Raw genomic sequence first — 18,344 nt, forward strand, 5'->3', positions numbered from 1 at the left:
ATAAACATGTCAGCATTCAAACTCTCAAATGACGAATATCAATATATGCAGAAAACTGTATTTGGTAACAAAGAATCACAGGTTTCTGATTCAACGCCGATTTTTGCCAGCGAGGCACCAAGAGCAGAAGAGCAAGGCTTTATGGGTGATGCTGTTGATAGTTTTCAAATGGGAGTGTGGCGTGGCGCAAGTCATTTGGCACGCGGATTAGGCGTAGCATTAGATAGTGATTGGCTTAATAAAGCAGCAGATTGGGCTGCTCGTGGTGCAGATGAAAACATGGCTACCATGTCAACAAGAATGCAAGAGGCGTTAGGGCAAAGTGCTTTTGACGGATTCGATGAAGAGACGGGCGAAGGCAGAGGGGCACTTAATGCATATTGGTGGGCTGGTAATCTAGGAGCTTTGCTGGGTGAGCAATTAGATACAATAGTAACACTGGGATCGGGCAAGCTTTTAACAGAAGGTATAAAAACAACAGGTAAGGTTGCAGGAAAATATTTAACGAAAGAAGTTGCGGAGCAAGTTGGCGAAGTTGCAGTAAAAGAAGCTGCCAAAAGAGGTGTGCCACAACATTTACAACGCGCAATGGGGGTTACTGCTGTTATGTCTGCGATGTCTGCTGGTGGACGCGCTAGTCAGGTCTATGACGAAGTGGGACAGATGAGTAATCAGGAATTGGCTAATTTAGAGGGTTTCAAACAGGCTTATTGGGGACTTAAAGAAAGTCCAAAGGGTCAAAACTTAACGCATGAAGAATTATTTGAACAAGCCAAGCAGTCTTTTAAAAATCAAGTTGGGCGTACTGCCGCGTTAGACCCAGCAGCAATTGCGACTGATATTGTATCAAATTCTTTCAGCGGTCTTGGTGGTGGTCTATGGGGTCTAGCGAAACCGGGTCAAACAATCAAAGGTGGATTACTTAAAGGTGCATTACTTGAATCAACAACGGAGGGGGTGCAGGGTGCAGCAGAACAATATGCAATTAATAAAACAGCACAAGAATATTACGATCCAAGTCGTGAATTAACAGAAGGAATGAAACAGAATATTGCTGATGGCATGGTGCTTGGCAGTGTATTTGGTGGTGTGACGGGTGGTATTGATACAATCACTCACAAAAACACAATGAGCAAAGAGCGTAAGCGCATTGTTGATGCAATCGAAACAGGCAATCCAGAAATTGATGCGCAATTGCAACGCTATACGGATAATATAAACCAATGGGCGAATGATGTTGATGATTTGGTGATAAACATTCAACGAGCAAATGCAATGAATCAACGAGCGAATGTGGTTGCCGAACAAATGAGAATGCAAAAACAGCAAGAGGATAATCAAGCGGATGATATCAATGATGATCTGAATGCACTTTCAGAAGAAAGTGGTGATTTAAAACTAAGTCGTTCGCAACAAGAAATACCATCTTTCTATGAAACAGAAAACAGATTAGGTGGACAAGAAGCATATCAACAAGCAGTGAAAGACGGTAAAACAGAATTGAGTTATCGCCAATGGGTACAAGTCCGCACACCTGAATTTAAAGCGTGGTTTGGTGATTGGGAGAGCGATCCTGAAAACGCAAGTAAAGTTATTAATCCAAGAACAGGTGAACCACTGGTGGTTTATCATGGGAGTAATGCGGAGTTTACTGTATTCGATAAAAATAAAATTGGTACAACAACAGATAATGGCATGAGAGGAAAAGGCTTTTACTTCTCGCCAAATAAAGATCTTGTTTCAATGAACTACGGTTCTAATGTTACGGAGAGCTTCTTAAATTCTCGTCAACCATTTGACCCACTCAAGTTTGATTCAGGCGAAACACTTTCCAAACATCTAGGTATTGATGATGGAATGTTTTCCTTTACACCAAATGCTGATTTTAAAGTTTACCAACCTTATTCAAGTTCTTTGACAAGCGCAATCAAAGATAATGGGTATGATGGTGTTTCATATCCAAATAGATTAGAGAATGTTGTTTTTGAACCCAACCAAATCAAATCCGCCACTAACAACACGGGGGCGTTTGATCATAGCAATGCTGACATTCGCTTTTCCAAAGCCCTCCAAAAACCTGACCGCTTAGAAAAACTACGTCAAGCAAAACCGATTGAGATTACAGGGAATGAAATCCAATCAAGCGATGACTTACGTCAATATAAACGCAATGCGTTGAAGTATGGCAAGTTGTTGCGTGGGGCTTATACCAACAAAGATACTGGCAGAGAAATCCATATTGGACGTGCTAGCATTACAGAAATTTTACGTCACGATTATAAAGATGTGGAGCATTTGCAAAGTATCGCTGCAATTCCACAAATTATCGAAAATGCAGTTTACATAGATACATTGCCAAATGAAGAAGTCAGAAAAAATCCTGATGTTAAAGAGTATGAATATTATCTAGCAGGCTTAAAAATTGGTGGAGAAGACTACACTGTAAGAGCTGTTGTTGGCGTATCAACGACTGGGGATAAATACTACGATCATAAGTTGACTAAAATAGAAAAAGGCAACTTGTTAGAAATGACCTCTCGCGTATCAACTGCGGAGATTTCTAGCTCGTCGCCTTTACCTGATGTCAATGATAAACGCCTATTGCAAATTCTGCAACAACAAAATGCAGAACGGGAGCAAACTCACAACCAAATCAAACGATTCGTCGGCAAGCACCTATCCAAACATTTTGAAGTGGTGACTGCTACTGAAATAGGTATTACAGATCCAACGGTAGAGGCTGGCTACAATCCTAAGACAGGTAAAATATTCATTGTTGCAGATAATATCCGAGCAAGTAACGTTTTAACTCGTGATGAGCGTTTAGCTTGGGTTGCTTGGCACGAGTTGGCGCACAGGGGATTAGGGGTTAAATTTGGTGCAGAGTTTAATGATCTCATGGCGAAGATTGATAAAAACAGTACGATTAATAAACTTGCGAACGCCATCCAAAAACAGCGTTCAGAAACAGCACAGAATCGCCACTTAGCAGTAGAGGAGGCATTAGCCGAGTTACACGCGGCTTATGTAACGGGTAAGCTAGATGAACTTAAAAGTCGCTATGGAATTGAGATTCCAAAAGGACATGAGAAAGGACTTAAATCTTGGCTAGAAATGACAGCACAAAGAATCCGTGAGTTTATTGCAAAATTATTTGGTAAAGAAACAGCGGATAAATTTAGTCATGATGATTTGATTAAATTATTAAGCGACATTAAGAGAAATGCGGGTGGTGAAGTTCGAACTAAAAACAGTGTTAACATGAAGCATTCTTTTGCAGGGGAAACCGCCAAAACAGCTAATCATTCTTTACTTAAACAGGCTAAACAAGAGATAGAAAATGGTGCAGACCCTGAAGTGGTTCGTCAACAAACAGGTTGGTTTAAAGGTGCGGACGGAAAATGGCGGTTTGAGATTGATGACAGGTCTATAAAACTGAAAGGGGAATTTGATGAGAAAGCAAGGGCGTTTGATGTAATTATGACTTTGAAGGAGGTTACAGGAAGACAACCGGTAGTAGGAGATATATTTGATGCACCTGATTTATTCCAAGCCTACCCTGATTTAGCGAAAATAGAGGTCCAGTATGATATGAGAATGCAATATGGGGCGGATGCCTATTACAGCCCTATTGCACAAGGTAAAGAATTTATTGCTGTTGAGCCTCATCTTCCTGTAAAACATCTCAAAACAACCTTTATTCATGAGCTACAACACGCTATTCAAGAGCGTGAAAACTTTGCCAAAGGTGCCTCTCCTAGCCAATTTAGGGAACGCGATCTACAGAATCTCTCCCCGTTAGAAGCGTATGAACGAACAGCAGGCGAAGTTGAAGCAAGAAATGCGCAATGGCGATCTGTGTTTAACGAAGAAGCAAGGCGTAATATCTCGCCATTTAAAACGCAAGACGTGGCAACTGATGATCAAATTATCCTTTTTGACCATAGTGGTGAGGTGCACTCTATAAATGAAGCCCTGAATGTTAAAGCAGACACTGTTATTGATGAAGACTCAATAAAGAACTTAGAGAGAGCAAAAGAGCAAGGTTATAACACGGATTACTACTATCGCCACGCTACACAAGAAAAAGAGCCTATTGAGAAAATTGGTAATAAAGGGAATTTAGGTGGCATCTTCACAATTCAGAATGATATGGGGGGGCAGCACCCAAATGGCGTACCTTATGGCACTCAGATGAATGATGAGAATGGAATATCAGTCGCATTACTACCGGGTAACGGTGTTCGTTCTATCTATGCTGATTTCGATCCAAATAAAGCAGAACAACCTTATTTAAGGCTCTCAAAGAATGCTTATGAAAGTGATGCTGATAAAATTAAAAGAGCATTTGAGAGCATTGGAGTCCGTGCGTGGCGAAATTCTTCAATGGCATTAAATTCTGAATATGTCACAGTAGAGATTCCTAATCATGTAGATGAGTTTGGTGATCCATTAGAATACAAGATAAGAGTGTCAGATCACGCTCTGCCTAGCTATTATAGTCAGGCGGATTTTGATGTTTCTCCACGTGGTGCTGTGAATAACTCTTGGGGTAAGAGTGCAATAGAGCACTCCAATGGGGATTGGATTGAGGCAGTCAAGCACGTTGTGAATAAGTATGATCTACCAATACCTGCGGTTGTAAAAAGACTAGAGCATAAACCAAAAAAAGATGGCGAATCAAACAAAAAACCAAGAAGAAAAATAACCAAAGCTGAAAAAGAATTGAAAAGGGATATTTTAGAGCAGGAAGAACTTATTTCAAGACTTGAGAATAGTGGTGTAGAAATTAGTGACTTTCATCCTTTTAAGCGTGTTTTATCAAACTATAGAGCTCAGCTGTCAGAAATTATAGCGGAAAGTAAAAGAAAAATGACTGAAACTCAAGGTATGAAATTCTCAAGAAGTAACACCTTTAATAATGCCTCAGTCTTAGAATTATCTCGTGGAGGTAATATTGAGTCAGAGCCTAAATGGTGGAATATCTTTACTTCACGCCAAAAATTCAAGGAAGTTGCAGGCAAAGGAGCGGCGAAATTGGATGAATGGCTAGCGGATAGCTTACGTCCTGTTAATGACTGGATTGATGAAATGAAATTCAGTGATGATACAGGAAAAACATCTAGCCGCGATCACGAGAAACGCAGACTAAAAGATGCGATGTACACCGCAAAAGGTAAACGTGATGCATTAAATTCTGAACTAGAAACCAACTTCCTCAAACCAATTCTTTCTAAAATCGCTCAAATCGCCAAACAATCAAATAGTAAAATCAACGAAGAAACCGCTAAACGCAAAGCTGGATTCTGGGTATCAGCACGATATTCCATTGAAAAAAATATGGAGCTATTGAAGATTGATAAACAGGCAATGTTAGACGCTGAAAAAGCATTAAATGATGCTAAAGCAAACGGCACAACTGATGAAGTAAGAGAAGCACAAAAAGCTTTTGATAAAGCAGAAAAACAATATCTAACAAGAAGATCTGATGTATGGAATAAAGATTTCAACAATAAGAATTTTAAGGTTGGTGTTGCTGGTGGGTGGTCCATTCCAGAAGCGCAAGAAATCATGCGTAATATTGAAAAGGATATCCCTCGCAGTGAGTTAGAACACATTGGTGATTTAATTACAGATTTAAACCAGGCACGTCTTGAGATTGATTACCGTAGCGGTCGATACACGACTGATGAGTACAATAAATTTAAAGAAAATCGCCATTATGTGCCATTAACAGGCGATCCAAATGCGGAAGCGGACGACTTTGATTTTATTGGTGGCACTGGGTCTAACGCTTTAAATATTACGAAAGATAGATCATTAAAAGGTCGCACATCATCCGAGGCAGAAGATGCGATTGATGCAGTATGGAAAGCAGTAGGGAAAACGACAACTTATGCCGGTTGGTCTGATTTTAAGAACAAGATCGATGATTTGTTTGAAACAGAAGTAAGTCTGTTAAAAGATAAAGGCTATACCGAGAAAGACGCTAGAGAACAAGCAAGCAAAAATATTGGTATCAGTAAGCGTAGAATGCAAGGTCTAACGCGTAGTAGTGATAATGTATTAATCGCAAAACAAGGTGGTTTGTATTATGAATATGAGCTACCAGAAAAAGCGATGAATGCACTTAAAAATGATAACGTAGAATATGCTAACGCATTCCTTAAAGCGATTTCCAAGCCTACAAGCTGGTATGCAAGAGGTGTAACACAGTGGACGCTAACATTCGCGCCAATCAATATGCTACGTGATACTTGGGAAAAATCAGAATTCATCCGAGTGCAAAAGGTTCATGATAAAGACGGCAAGCAGTTTGATAGCAAGATAATGGATCGGATTGGTCGTGGTGTATGGAATAATGCACTTAATCCAAGCCAAGAAGTTTGGCAAGCGACAAAACGCTTTGGCTTTGGTCAAGAATTAAGAGATAGCGTAGAAAGCGAACGTCTACTAAAAGAGTTGTTGAAAAACGGTGGCGTTTCTAACTATGGCACTTATCTTGATAGAACGGAAACGGATTTAATCAAAAAGCTAAAGCGTGAAAACAATCCTGTCGCAAGTAAATTAGACAAAGTAGCTGGTGTTTTAGAATCTTACAATAAAATGTTTGATACCGTATCAGCGTTAGCTGCGTATAAATCACTGATTGATAATGGTGTGGATAGCAAGCAGGCTGCTGCAATCACATTGGAGCTAACTAACTTCCGTAAGACTGGGTCTAAGATGAAAGGGATTAAAGCACTTTATCTCTTTTCACAACCAACAGTAATGGGTGCAGCTAACTTGATTAGATATTTATCTACCCGTAAGGGACAAATGCGATTCTTAACTTATATTGCTGGCATGACCGCACTTTATACCGTCTTACGTTCAATGGATGATGAAGATGAAGGCGGAAATAAAATGGATCAACTTGGTGATATTACTCGCTTTATTCCGATTCCAATTGGAAATGGTGATTACTTCAAAATGCCAGTCGGTTTTGGTATGCCACAAATGGCATGGAACTTTGCTACTAATCTTGTGAAAGGAACAGTGAGTGATATTTCATTTGTAGAGGCTGGTGTAAATATGCTTTCTCACTCAATGAAAACATTTGCACCAGTTTCACCATCAGAGATTTCCGCAGCTAAGTATCCACTAGAGAAATTAGCACTCACAGCAACACCAAGCATTCTTCAGCCATTAATGCAAAATGTTATTAATCGTTCCGCATTTGGTAATAAAATCACAACCAATTTTGTGCGTGAAGACAAATTAAAAGCGGAACAGTCTAAATCAACCACTGCGCAATTCTGGAAGGATTTAGCAATTGATATGCAACAAGCAACTGGTATTGATATGCACCCAGAGCAAATCAAGAATCTATTTGATGGCTATAGTGCAATGCTTGGTTCTCTAAGAGAATTAAACACAATTTTTATTGATAACCCAAATCGTGAACAATTGGGTAGAAATACTCGCACACCATTTCTTAATCAACTTTACGGTGCAGGTAATGAGTTTGCAGTACAAAGCCGATACTATGAGGCGAGCGAAGAGGCGCAATCAGTTTTCAAAGAGTATGCTTATCGAAAAGAGAATAAACAGCTTAATGGTTGGTTAACGCCTGAACGCAAAAAACTAATTAAATTCCACGAGAAGAATGCCAAAGCAATGGGTGAACTAAGAAGTGAGAAAGCTAAACTTACTCGCCAATTGCGTGAAGGTAAGATTAGCTCCACGACTTACGAAAGCCGAATTAAAAAATACAATCAGTCTATGGATAAGCTACAGCGTAAAATATTAACACAATACAGAAGAATGGAAGGGCTAAATACACATTAATACTTGACTTCTTATTATTTTTGCAGTAAGATTTCCCAAAATAGCCAAATTGTAACTAATTACTTTTTGGCTTTTTTATTGCACAAAATTTACTCCCGTCGGGAGTACTAAATCTACAAGCCTAGTCTTAACGGACTGGGCTTTTTTAATGGGCAAAATATGACGACTTTAAATGAAGCTGATAAACGAGAATTGAAAACATTTTTTGAAAAACGTATATCAGAATATCAGCAAGATTTATGTCAAGAGGGATTAACGCAACAGCAATACGATATTTTGCGCGGGCAAGTAAGAGAGCTTCAATCCCTTATATCAACATTAAAACTTAACTAATTCGCGACCGCACTTTGAGCAATCAAGTGCGGTTTTTTATTTCAACCAATTACACAAGCCGCTTATGCCGCTTTAGGAGTAATAAATGGAAAATCAAGAACACCAAGAATTTGATGCAGATGCCGCTTTTGAAGAAGCCGCTCAATCTCTTGAAACTTCTGGTGAACTTACTGCTACTGAAAAGCCGTCAGACGCAGAAGAACCCATAAAGGACACGCCTGATCAGCGTGAAGATAGTCAAGAGCAAACTCAAAAAGAGGATGTGATAGACGATCTCCCTGAGTGGTTAGCTAATGCCTCAGATGAAGTGAAAGAAAATTTCCGCAATTTGGAAGCAGATAAAAAACGCTACCAACAAAACGCCCGTTCACAAATTGGTCGTGTTGGTGCGTTGAACAAGAAATATCAACAAAAGCAGGCTGAAAACGAACGCCTGTTAGCTGAGATTGAGCAGTTAAAACAGCAAAGTAAACCGCAGTTTACTGAGGAATTAAATCAGTTACGAGAAGATTATCCAGAAGTCGCTGCCGTCTTTGACAAGCTTTTGGCTCACCAAAATCAGCGTATTGAAGATATTTCAAAACCTCTCAACAGCATTGCCGAATCAAATATGCGCGATCTAGCTCAACAAGAGTTAGAGCAAGGTATTCATTACGTCACTCAATTAATCCCTGATGCCGAACAAATCTTGGCAGATCCACAATTTTCTGCTTGGTTAAGCCAACAAACACCAGGTATTCAGTCAATGTTTTCCTCGAGTGATCCAAACGATGCAGTTTATCTCCTTAAAGAATACAAAAACGCCATTTCCGCAAATGCTGAACGCAGAGCCAAGCAAGCTCAACAACTTTCTGCAACAACACTCCCAACAGGTCGCAACACGCCTAAAGGTGGTGAGGAAATTGATGAGAGTGCTTTATTTGATCAGATCGCAGCTCAATTAGACAAGCAGCGATTTCGTTAATTAAGTTCATCAGATTAAGGAAATTAAATTATGGCTAATACCACTAAATACACCGATATTTCACCTCGTACTCAGGTTTACGCAGATGCAAACATGTTGGCTCATGCAGAGCCAATCTTGGTGCTGTCCAAACTTGGACAAACAAAACCAATCCCTCAACACAAATCACAGACGATTAAATTCCGTCGCCCTACACCTTTTGCACCTGCTACAACTGCATTGACTGAGGGTGTTGCTCCAGCGGCACAAAAAATGGCTTATGAAGATGTGGAAGTGCAATTAAAACAGTATGGTGCTTGGACTGAAATTACTGACGTTATTCAAGATACGCACGAAGACCCTGTATTAAGAGATCTCACTATGCTTTCTGGTGAACAGGCAGCAGAAACAATGGAAATGATTACTTGGGGAGCAATTAGTAGTGGTACAAACGTGATTTACACAACAGGTACACAGACGAATGCTGTTAAAGATCCGTTAAGCATTAACCATATTCGTGCTGCCGTACGTAAGTTACAGAAAAATCGCGCTAAGAAGAAAACATCTATCTTAGATGGTTCTATCAAATATGGCACTAAGCCAATTGAGGCTTCTTATATTGCAGTATGCCACACTGATTTAGAGTCGGATATCCGCAACTTGCCAAACTTCACCCCTGTGGCTGCGTATGGCTCTCGCTCTCCAATTTCACCACAAGAGCTAGGAACGGTTGAAAATGTGCGCTTCATTACCTCACCTTTGTTCACTCCTACCGCTAACGCTGGTGCGGCACCAGGTGGCAAAGTGGTATCCACTAATGGTTCAAACGCTGACGTTTATAAAATTGTCGTTTTTGGACAAGACGCATTCGCAGTTTGTCCGCTGAAAGGTAAGGAGTCTGCGCAAATGAAAATCCGCAATCCTGGCAAGGCAGAAGAGGGGAACCCATTAGGGCAAAGAGGCTCAGTAGGCTGGATCGCTTGGCACGCTGCCAAAATCTTAAATGAAGCGTGGCTAACTCGTATTGAAGCTGCTACAACGGCACTTTAACCAACCGCCCCATGACGTTTTGTTATGGGGTATTTTTTTAGAGGAAAAATTATGTCATATCCATTTATCTCATTAAATTCAAAAGCTGAAGAATTGAAAGCTCACCTTCGTGAAGTTTGCGGCATTGAAAAAGACGGAACGAAAAAAGATCTTACTGAAGCTATTCTTGAGTATGAAAAAGCAAACGGCTTAGAACGCGATAACGGCAAGGATAAGCCTCCTGTGCCCTCTGGCTTATCTGATGATGCAGGCTTGCCACTTAGTAAGCAAAAGAAAGTAAAAATCAAGATTGCCGAGTCTAATGGTGATCGCAGTGATGTTTATGTGTCAATCAATGATTGGGATGCATTAATTCAGCGAAACAAAGAGGTTGTAGTTCCAGAGTCTGTTTTCAAACTATTATCTAACGCTGGTGATCAGACTTACAGCCAAAATAGAGATGGTTCACTGGATGAGGCTTTTGTGCCTCGTTACAATATCGCTTTCTTAGGATATGTAGATTAATGAACTTTCTACAACTTGCTCAACGCCTTCGTCAAGAAATGAATGATACTGGCGAAGGTCCTGCGCAAGTCACCAATCAACGTGGCCGTAGTCTTGAATATGTGAATGCAATTCGTGAGGCATGGAATGATATTCAAACTATAAGAGATTGGGATAAGCGTTTTTGGAAGGAAAATTTCTCAAAAGAGAATATCCAAATCTTGAATGTATCCACTGATACACCTTTCATTCCAGAGCGATACCATCTAGCAATCGTTTTTTATGCAATGCAAGGTGTGGCGATTTCACAAAACGCCCAAGAGTTGATTATTCGAGCGCAAAACGAATGGGATAAATATCTGCATTTATTTTGTCGAGATTTCTTAGAGGGTATTTATTTTGGTTAAGATCCCTCAGATTCAATCACAATTTGTTGCAATTAGTGGTGGCATGGATTTAACCACGCCACCAATTGTTAAAGCTAACAGCGAAGCAATCATGGCGTTAAATGTTCAGCCTAACTTTGAGGGTGGATTTTCCCGCATTGAAGGATTTGAGTGTATCGATGGAAAAACCACTCCATCAGAAATGAATCACTTTTATTTCACTATTGAGCAAAGTGTTGAGCAAAATATTATAGGAAAAAAAATCCAATTAACTAACAAAGATTGTTGGATTATTGCGGCAAATGAAAATCTCATTACTATTGCCACTTTAGGTAAGCTAAATGCACAAAGTGGCGCAACATTCAACTTAGATAATGTTTCATATACGCTCACCTCTAATGTTTTAATTGATTCTGGTGATGTCATTAAATATCAAGAGTATCAAGCTAAGGCATTTCAGGTTGGCGTAGATAATGTCAAACCCGTTCCAGGCGTTGACGTTGTTCTTGGTGTGGTTGAGTTAGATGGAAAAATAATTGCATTTCGTGATCAGGAAGAAAAATGCGGTGTATTTTTTACAAACGAGAATGGTTGGCAGGAGTCACAACAGACCTATGTTGTTCAATTAAAAGAAATCACCCAGCCTAAAGATCTAATGGATGGTACTGAATTCTCCTCTGGTCAAATAAAAAGTAACATCCTGTCTGCTGTATTATCTGCTGATGATAAGACGGGGTTTATTGTCACCTCTGTTAATCTTGATGTTGATAGTAATATTAGTATTTCCAATAGAGTTGCTGCAAAAGTACAATCTTGTGACAAGGTTATTTTATCAAAAGGTAAGTCTTGGCAATTTATATATCATAACTTCTACGGAAGCCCTTACACACAGTACGCTTATGGGTGTAATGGTGAGCAAGTTATTGAAATTCGCCCTAACGGAATAATTGTTCCAATCTCGGTACATACCAAAAAACCTGTTCACATTTGTGCCCACAGAAATCATTTATTTGTATCATTTGAAGGTGGTCAATTTGGGCATTCTCTTGTTGGTAAGCCTACCAAATGGTCTGTTATTTTGGGTTCTGAGCAATTCAGTGTAGGGGATGAGATTACCGCACTCTCATCTACCGTTGGCGGTGTTTTATTGATTGGCTGTCGCCACAAAGTAACTGCGCTTTATGGCTCAACTCGCGAAGATTGGGTATTAAAAGACGTATCCTCAGTAGGCATTAAAGCTGGCACATTACAAACTGTTTTTGTGCCAATTGCAGTTAGTCAACACGGAATTATCCGCGTAGATCAAACAGAGCAGTTTGGTGATTTTAAACTAAGTGAAACCGATTCAAGTCGTAAGCTTGGGTTTAAGCCAATTGAGAATAACATCGTATATTCATCAACTAAAGCTAAATCTAATCAGATTCGATTTTATTCTGAAAGTGCACTTCACATTTGTATGATGCTACTACCTGATGGACAGACGCGTTGTTCTTATTTCAGTTATCCAGAAAAAGTAAAAGGTGTGTGGCAAAGCAAGGAAAATACATTTCTTGCATTTAATGATGGTAAAGTTTATCGCCAGTCTGATAAATGCTACTCATTTTCAGGCAAGCCTATTGATTGGGTGGTAAAAATGGCATTCAATCATTGCGGTTCGCCAGTCCATATTAAAAGCTGGAAAAGTGCAGAACTACAAGCAACCGCTAAAGGTATACTCAACCTTCAATATCGCTTTGATCTTGATTATAACGCAGATATCCATGCCCCCCACTTAGCTAAAGATATTCGCGCTACTGGTGATGGTGGACGCTGGAATGAAAACCTCTGGAATGATTTTCTCTGGTCTGCGGAGGATTATTCAACTCCAACACTTCATTTAGCAGGCTATAGCAGAAATATATCTATTTCATTTACTGGCAGTTCTCTATACTCGCCTCAGTTCGAATTAACAGGTCTAATTCTTAACTTTATTCCACGGAGGTTTTACCGTGTCTGAACAAGCAGAAAAATATCAACGTAAGCACGACTTTGCGCCTTACACAAAAGCAGATGGAAATGCAGTCGCTGAAGAATTTGACGGAGTGCAAGCACACTTAGAAAAAATCCCCGCATTGAGAAATGACGGAAAAGGCTTTGCAGAAAACTTTGTCATCACCGAACCAACCGAAGACAATCATCCTGTCACATACGGTCAGTTAAAAAACGCTGAAAATTCAGTGCAAAAAAATAAAGATACTGTTGTTCAGAAAGCTCAAGAGGTGGCTCAAAATACATTACAGGTTTCACAGAACACTCTAGCTACAGAAAAGGCGAAAGAGCAGGCGCAAAACTCAGCGCAGTTGGCAACATTGAGCGCCCAAACTGCAACTGAGCAAGCGTCGAATGCGTTAAACTCGGCAAATATTGCCTCTCAAAAATCCAATGAAATTGTAGGATTTGCTAAGTCAGCAAGCTCATCTAAAGATTTAGCTCATGAGTCTGAACAGCTAGCAAGAAAATGGTCTACAAATCCAGAGGATGAGCAAGTTAAAGATGGTGCATTCTCTGCTTATCACTATGCACAAAAAGCCAGAAAGTCGGCTGAAAGGGCAGAAAGCCTTTCAGGAGGCAAAAAAGAATGGTCTGACATCTTAAATGTTCCCAAAGCCACACTGGGACAAGATGGGGTGGTTTCTTTGTCAAATGACATTGATAGCGACAGTGAATCTACAGCAGCGACTTCAAAAGCATTAAAAGAAGTACACGGCACTGCAACAACAAGAGCAACAGACACAACGTCTGGACAAACAATGCTCTCACACAAAATTGATGGCATTGATAAGTCAAAGGCCGCTTCTGAGTTCGCGCTTGGCGAATTAAATAAAGAATTAGCAGGGAAGGGTGTGCCATTAGGCAGTATTATCGCCTTCCCAAAAGAAATCACCCACCCACCCGGCTACTTAAAGTGTGATGGCTCAACATTTTCATCACAAACCTACCCTGATTTATACCGCACGTTAGGCAATAAAAATAAATTACCCAACCTTAAACGATCAGATGTTGGGATGACAGCTTATTTTGCAGTTGACGATATTCCTGATGGATGGATTTATTTTGATAATATTGCAACGCAAGTGACACCATCAACATACCCCGAACTTTATCAACATTTAGTCAGAAAATATGGTTCTATTTCTGCCGTACCCAAAGCACAAGATAGATTTGTTAGGAATGCAGGAAATGGGCTGAGTGTAGGACAAACCCAAGAAGATGCAATTCGTAATATCACTGGTGGTGTTGATGCAAACTATAATGGAAAATCAGTTTTATACACAGAGGCATCGGGCGCATTTGTAGCAGAAGATATTGGTAGCAATAGATATTCATTCTACACATCAAATCATATGTATCGAGGAAAAGATATTAAATTCGATGCATCGCGCGTAGTGCCAACAGCTGATGAGAACAGACCTAGATCTATCGTATTAAAATTGTGCATTAAGGTAGGAAATAGTTTTGATGATGTTCAGTTTTGGATTAAAGCTTATGGGGTTGTTGAAAATGTTGGAAGTTTAGATGCATCTGCTTTAGCGCAAAATATTCAACAAGTCAGCGCTAAAACACAACAACTCGAAGAATCTTTCAATCAAAATAAAGAGCGAACTTCACTGAAGATTCAAGCGATTGAGCGTCAATTAAATGAAGATAATCAAGGTAGTGTTGTTTGGTCTGGGAACGTCACGCAACATTCGACAAACATCATCGAGTTATCCGAGTCTATTTTAAACAAGACTCTTATTTTTTATTTACAGGTATCTCAAAGCCATTCACTACAGCAGAATGTCGATACATATACCGTCTCGGTATTTGTCGATAAAGAGCTTATTAATACGTCTGGTCGTAAATATTTACATGCAGCTTTACATGTTGGTAGCTGGAAAAACTGTAAAATTGAGCTTGTGAGTGCAACACAGATTAAAATTATTGACATATCTAGTATGTATTTGAAAAAAATCACAGCAGCGTAGGTGTAAGCATGAAAGTTTATTTTTTAAAGAGTGACTTAAATCAATATCAAATCTTTCCTAAACCAAACAACATCAATGATTTTATTGAAATTGATATTGAAAACGAGCTGGAGCTTGATAGCAGACAACTTGTTCTTTATCAAGAGCAGTATATTTTAGTTGATAAACAGCCAACAGAATTACACAAATGGAATGGTCATGAATGGATTTTAGATGAAAAAAAATGCTCTGAAATTAAACGTGAATTTATTAAAAAACTAGTTGATAGCATTGATGATGCCGCAGCTAGTATAAGTGCTAAATGGACTCGCTTTGCAGAGGAATACAAAGAGCGAGAGGCAGCAGCTGTTGCATTTAAAGAAGCAGGCTTTGCTGGTGATGTCAGTATTTATGTTTCAAGTTTTGCAACAGTCGCTGGACTTGATAACAAATCTGCAACGCTTTTAATTCTTAAACAAGCTCAAGGATTGCGTACATTGCAAGAACAACTCGCGGTACAGCGTATGCGTAAGTATGAGTTAAAACATGAAGAGCTTACAGATGAAGAATTACAACGCATTCATGATGATATTATTTTAAAAATGCAAAAAATTGCGGAGGCACAACAATGACAAAAATCTACCTAGCCTTGTATAAAGGCAAAAAATCAGGCTGGATACCCAAAGCGATTGCGGCCCGCTTGTCGGATTGGCTAACGCGCAAACTCACTAAAGGGCAATATAGCCACTGCGAGATTGCTATTGAGCGGCACGAGTTTGTGAGTGGAGACCCTTACCCTATTACCACTTATGATTGTTACTCTTCCTCAATCCGTGATGGTGGGGTACGGTGTAAAAATATGACGTTAGACCGTGACAAGTGGGATTTGCTTGAGTTGCACGGTGTCACGGTAGCGCAAATTAAGTCCTATTTCGCGCACACCAAAGGGCGCAAGTATGACTGGTGGGGTGCACTCGGCATAGTGCTGGGAATTAAGCAAAAGCGCAGTAAGTTCTTTTGTTCAGAATGGTGTTTTAATGCTATTAAAAGTAACGATCAAGGCTGGCGATTCAGTCCAAATGATTTAAACGAAATATTCAGGGGGTAAAGCATGGGAATTTTAAATACAATGAGCGAGGCAATTAATAAAAACAAACAATCTTCACAACCCCAAACTTTATCACCTTCGCCCTCACCAACATTAACAACACAAACACCACAGAATCCACCTGCATTAAGCAACCAAGCACAGCCTAGCAACCCTCAAAATACAATGGCAGAAAATGTAGCAAAAAACTTAAATAGCAATTCATTATTGATGAATTCTGCCGCAGCTAAAGGAGAGCGTATGGCGGCAAGTCGAGGTCTGCAAAATTCAACATTAGGGGTCGAGGCAAGTCAGCGCGCAATGATTGATGCAGTCATGCCAATTTCACAGATTGATACTGAGCATGCGCATCAACGAGGCATGGCTCAACTTACACACAATAACGCAATGAAAGAGCTTGGCGCACAAGTTAATGCAAATACAATTGGAAAATCCATCGATTTCGCGATGCAAATTACAAATAACTTTGATGCGCAAATTGCAGCTGTTTTAAATAATACTCAAATGAAAGAGGAAGATAAGAAACGAGCGATTGAGCAATTAAAAGCGAGTCGAGATTCTGAACTGGCATTTATGAGCAAGTTTATGCAACACGTACCGACAACACATAAAGACTGGATAAATTTCCCAAGTCTTAATGTCCCTACAATTACAATGCAGTAGAGGAGAATAGTTATGTCATTTTGGAATAATGCATGGGATTCAATAACAGGGGCATTTTCTCAAGGTGAAAATGCTGGTTGGATTGGCAGTGCTGCGAGTTGGATGGAAAATAATAAAGTTGCTACCAACTTAATTGGTAATACATTAGCAGGAGTTGGTAGTTATTTTGCGCAAAAAGAAGCAAACAAGGATTTAATGCGCAAAGAGCGAGAGCTTTTAAATTTAAAAGATGAATTGCAATCCAAGTATTCTAAAGTGCCTGAGACAGACTTTGGATACGGCGGACTAACAGTTGATAATACTCCCAACCTTGCAAATGGTGGTATTTTAACTGAAATTAAGAAACGGGCCGAAGATAATAAAAAAGTGATGTAGGTGATTTATGGGATATGTTGACAGTACAAATGGCGGCTGGGCTGAGCAGGAAGATAGAGAATCTCGTTCCCGTGACTCTGGTCGCAATAATGATAGTGATAATTCATATAATCGATTAGAACCAGATCACCCAGCTTACAATCCATCTGGTGAGCAATTATCAGATAATGATCGTGAAGGCTGGCGAGAGCATGATTCTGGTAATGGCTACACAAGCACTAAAGATAGAATGAATAGCCACTTGAATCGTTACGGGCGCGATCAAGGTTATACAAATTCATTTAATAGCTATAGTCGCAGTTCTATTAGCTCAGTTGCGCGCGCTGGTCGAGGCAGTCTTGTTGGGCGCTCTCAGTCTGAACCACGAACGCTGACTGGTCAAAAGATTGGTGAGGGGTTGTTGGCTAATATGACGCAAAAATATTCAGCTTTCAATAAATCCAACTATAACCCTCAAGGACCAATGAGCCGCATTCCTGATCCTAGAAATCCAAATGCACTAAATCATCAGAACTTCAAATATTACGAACAATTAGCAGAACAAGATTTCATTGCTGATAAAAATCGTCGCACAATAGGTAATACCGCAGGCGGCATGGGTGCTTCTACTGCTGCCGAAGCGGTAGCTGGTTTAATTGGCGGGGGAGCAGGTAGGCAGATTGCCGGTGCGCTAACTGGACTAGCCTCTTCTAATGCAGGTGGTATTGCAAATGCCGTTGCGGGAAAATCAAATAGAAACGATCTAAATGCAACACAAAAAGCTATGTACGATTCTGCATACAACTCAAGAGATGGTTATTTTAAAACAAAAGATGGAGCATTTGATACTTGGGATAACGCAGCAAGAAGTGCCTTAGGTAGTGCTGCCGACATTGTAACGCAAAATCCACTCGGCACTGGCAGTGCAATTGCAAATATAATGAATGAAAATGCTGCATTAGAAAAAACCATCAAGACATTTGGAACAAGAGAGGGTGAACACTATTTAAAAGAGAAGAGAGATAAGATAAGACAAGCTGGCATTGAGGACGCAAAGCGTAGAAAGGAAGATGAAGCTAATCAGGGTATCCTATCTACAATAATTAGTAGAGCAAATCAATACAATTCAGATGGTCATAAAAAACCACCTTACTATGCAATCCCGTCAATCCAAAACCTTTGGAACAATATTACAGTTAAATAGGAGT

The 18,344-nt window shown here is 39.8% G+C and carries 13 protein-coding genes; all 13 read left to right on the plus strand.

All coding sequences use genetic code 11. From position 1 onward, the window contains the following. Positions 1-6 precede the first annotated feature (6 nt). The 13 genes from C0975_RS11470 to C0975_RS03340 all read left to right on the plus strand — a co-directional run bounded on the left by C0975_RS11470 (position 7) and on the right by C0975_RS03340 (position 18,340). Positions 7-7,830 (plus strand): LPD3 domain-containing protein, encoded by a 7,824-nt coding sequence (locus C0975_RS11470; RefSeq protein ID WP_101774971.1) that lies wholly within the window; start codon positions 7-9, stop codon positions 7,828-7,830. Positions 7,831-7,989: 159 nt separating this feature from the next. Then, on the plus strand, positions 7,990-8,163 hold the full coding sequence (locus tag C0975_RS11340; RefSeq protein WP_167383026.1) for a hypothetical protein: 174 nt from the start codon (positions 7,990-7,992) through the stop codon (positions 8,161-8,163). An 85-nt stretch (positions 8,164-8,248) separates the two neighbouring features. After that, positions 8,249-9,127: a hypothetical protein gene (locus C0975_RS03290; protein ID WP_101774972.1), complete on the plus strand. Its 879-nt coding sequence runs from the start codon at positions 8,249-8,251 to the stop codon at positions 9,125-9,127. 30 nt (positions 9,128-9,157) lie between these two features. Further along, positions 9,158-10,156, plus strand: a complete 999-nt coding sequence (locus C0975_RS03295) for a N4-gp56 family major capsid protein (RefSeq protein ID WP_101774973.1) — start codon at positions 9,158-9,160, stop codon at positions 10,154-10,156. A gap of 51 nt (positions 10,157-10,207) precedes the next feature. After that, the gene (locus C0975_RS03300) at positions 10,208-10,660 is read left to right on the plus strand and encodes a hypothetical protein (RefSeq protein WP_101774974.1); all 453 of its coding nucleotides are present in this window, start codon (positions 10,208-10,210) and stop codon (positions 10,658-10,660) included. After that, positions 10,660-11,046, plus strand: a complete 387-nt coding sequence (locus tag C0975_RS03305; protein ID WP_101774975.1) for a hypothetical protein — start codon at positions 10,660-10,662, stop codon at positions 11,044-11,046. The genes C0975_RS03300 and C0975_RS03305 overlap by 1 nt, the downstream gene beginning before the upstream one ends. Next, a complete protein-coding gene (locus C0975_RS03310; RefSeq protein ID WP_245853292.1) occupies positions 11,039-13,021 on the plus strand; it encodes a hypothetical protein in 1,983 nt (660 codons plus the stop codon). The genes C0975_RS03305 and C0975_RS03310 overlap by 8 nt, the downstream gene beginning before the upstream one ends. Further along, positions 13,014-15,032: a phage tail protein gene (locus C0975_RS03315; protein WP_101774976.1), complete on the plus strand. Its 2,019-nt coding sequence runs from the start codon at positions 13,014-13,016 to the stop codon at positions 15,030-15,032. The genes C0975_RS03310 and C0975_RS03315 overlap by 8 nt, the downstream gene beginning before the upstream one ends. An 8-nt stretch (positions 15,033-15,040) precedes the next feature. Then, positions 15,041-15,643: a hypothetical protein gene (locus tag C0975_RS03320; RefSeq protein ID WP_101774977.1), complete on the plus strand. Its 603-nt coding sequence runs from the start codon at positions 15,041-15,043 to the stop codon at positions 15,641-15,643. Next, a complete protein-coding gene (locus tag C0975_RS03325) occupies positions 15,640-16,119 on the plus strand; it encodes an enoyl-CoA hydratase (RefSeq protein WP_101774978.1) in 480 nt (159 codons plus the stop codon). The genes C0975_RS03320 and C0975_RS03325 overlap by 4 nt, the downstream gene beginning before the upstream one ends. Before the next feature lie 3 nt (positions 16,120-16,122). Beyond that, positions 16,123-16,782: a hypothetical protein gene (locus C0975_RS03330; protein ID WP_101774979.1), complete on the plus strand. Its 660-nt coding sequence runs from the start codon at positions 16,123-16,125 to the stop codon at positions 16,780-16,782. 12 nt (positions 16,783-16,794) lie between these two features. Beyond that, positions 16,795-17,157: a hypothetical protein gene (locus tag C0975_RS03335; protein WP_101774980.1), complete on the plus strand. Its 363-nt coding sequence runs from the start codon at positions 16,795-16,797 to the stop codon at positions 17,155-17,157. 7 nt (positions 17,158-17,164) lie between these two features. Next, a complete protein-coding gene (locus C0975_RS03340) occupies positions 17,165-18,340 on the plus strand; it encodes a hypothetical protein (RefSeq protein ID WP_101774981.1) in 1,176 nt (391 codons plus the stop codon). Positions 18,341-18,344 lie beyond the last annotated feature (4 nt).

The sequence above is a fragment of the Pasteurella oralis genome, assembly GCF_002850605.1.
GTDB classification, from domain to species: domain Bacteria; phylum Pseudomonadota; class Gammaproteobacteria; order Enterobacterales; family Pasteurellaceae; genus Pasteurella; species Pasteurella oralis.

Bases quoted from the DNA above. Each gene is read 5' to 3' on its own strand.
- C0975_RS03335 (WP_101774980.1), top strand. From the start codon at position 16,795: ATGTCATTTTGGAATAATGCATGGGATTCAATAACAGGGGCATTTTCT.
- C0975_RS03325 (WP_101774978.1), top strand. From the start codon at position 15,640: ATGACAAAAATCTACCTAGCCTTGTATAAAGGCAAAAAATCAGGCTGG.
- C0975_RS03320 (WP_101774977.1), top strand. From the start codon at position 15,041: ATGAAAGTTTATTTTTTAAAGAGTGACTTAAATCAATATCAAATCTTT.
- C0975_RS03330 (WP_101774979.1), top strand. From the start codon at position 16,123: ATGGGAATTTTAAATACAATGAGCGAGGCAATTAATAAAAACAAACAA.
- C0975_RS11470 (WP_101774971.1), top strand. From the start codon at position 7: ATGTCAGCATTCAAACTCTCAAATGACGAATATCAATATATGCAGAAA.
- C0975_RS03290 (WP_101774972.1), top strand. From the start codon at position 8,249: ATGGAAAATCAAGAACACCAAGAATTTGATGCAGATGCCGCTTTTGAA.
- C0975_RS11340 (WP_167383026.1), top strand. From the start codon at position 7,990: ATGACGACTTTAAATGAAGCTGATAAACGAGAATTGAAAACATTTTTT.
- C0975_RS03300 (WP_101774974.1), top strand. From the start codon at position 10,208: ATGTCATATCCATTTATCTCATTAAATTCAAAAGCTGAAGAATTGAAA.
- C0975_RS03295 (WP_101774973.1), top strand. From the start codon at position 9,158: ATGGCTAATACCACTAAATACACCGATATTTCACCTCGTACTCAGGTT.
- C0975_RS03305 (WP_101774975.1), top strand. From the start codon at position 10,660: ATGAACTTTCTACAACTTGCTCAACGCCTTCGTCAAGAAATGAATGAT.
- C0975_RS03340 (WP_101774981.1), top strand. From the start codon at position 17,165: ATGGGATATGTTGACAGTACAAATGGCGGCTGGGCTGAGCAGGAAGAT.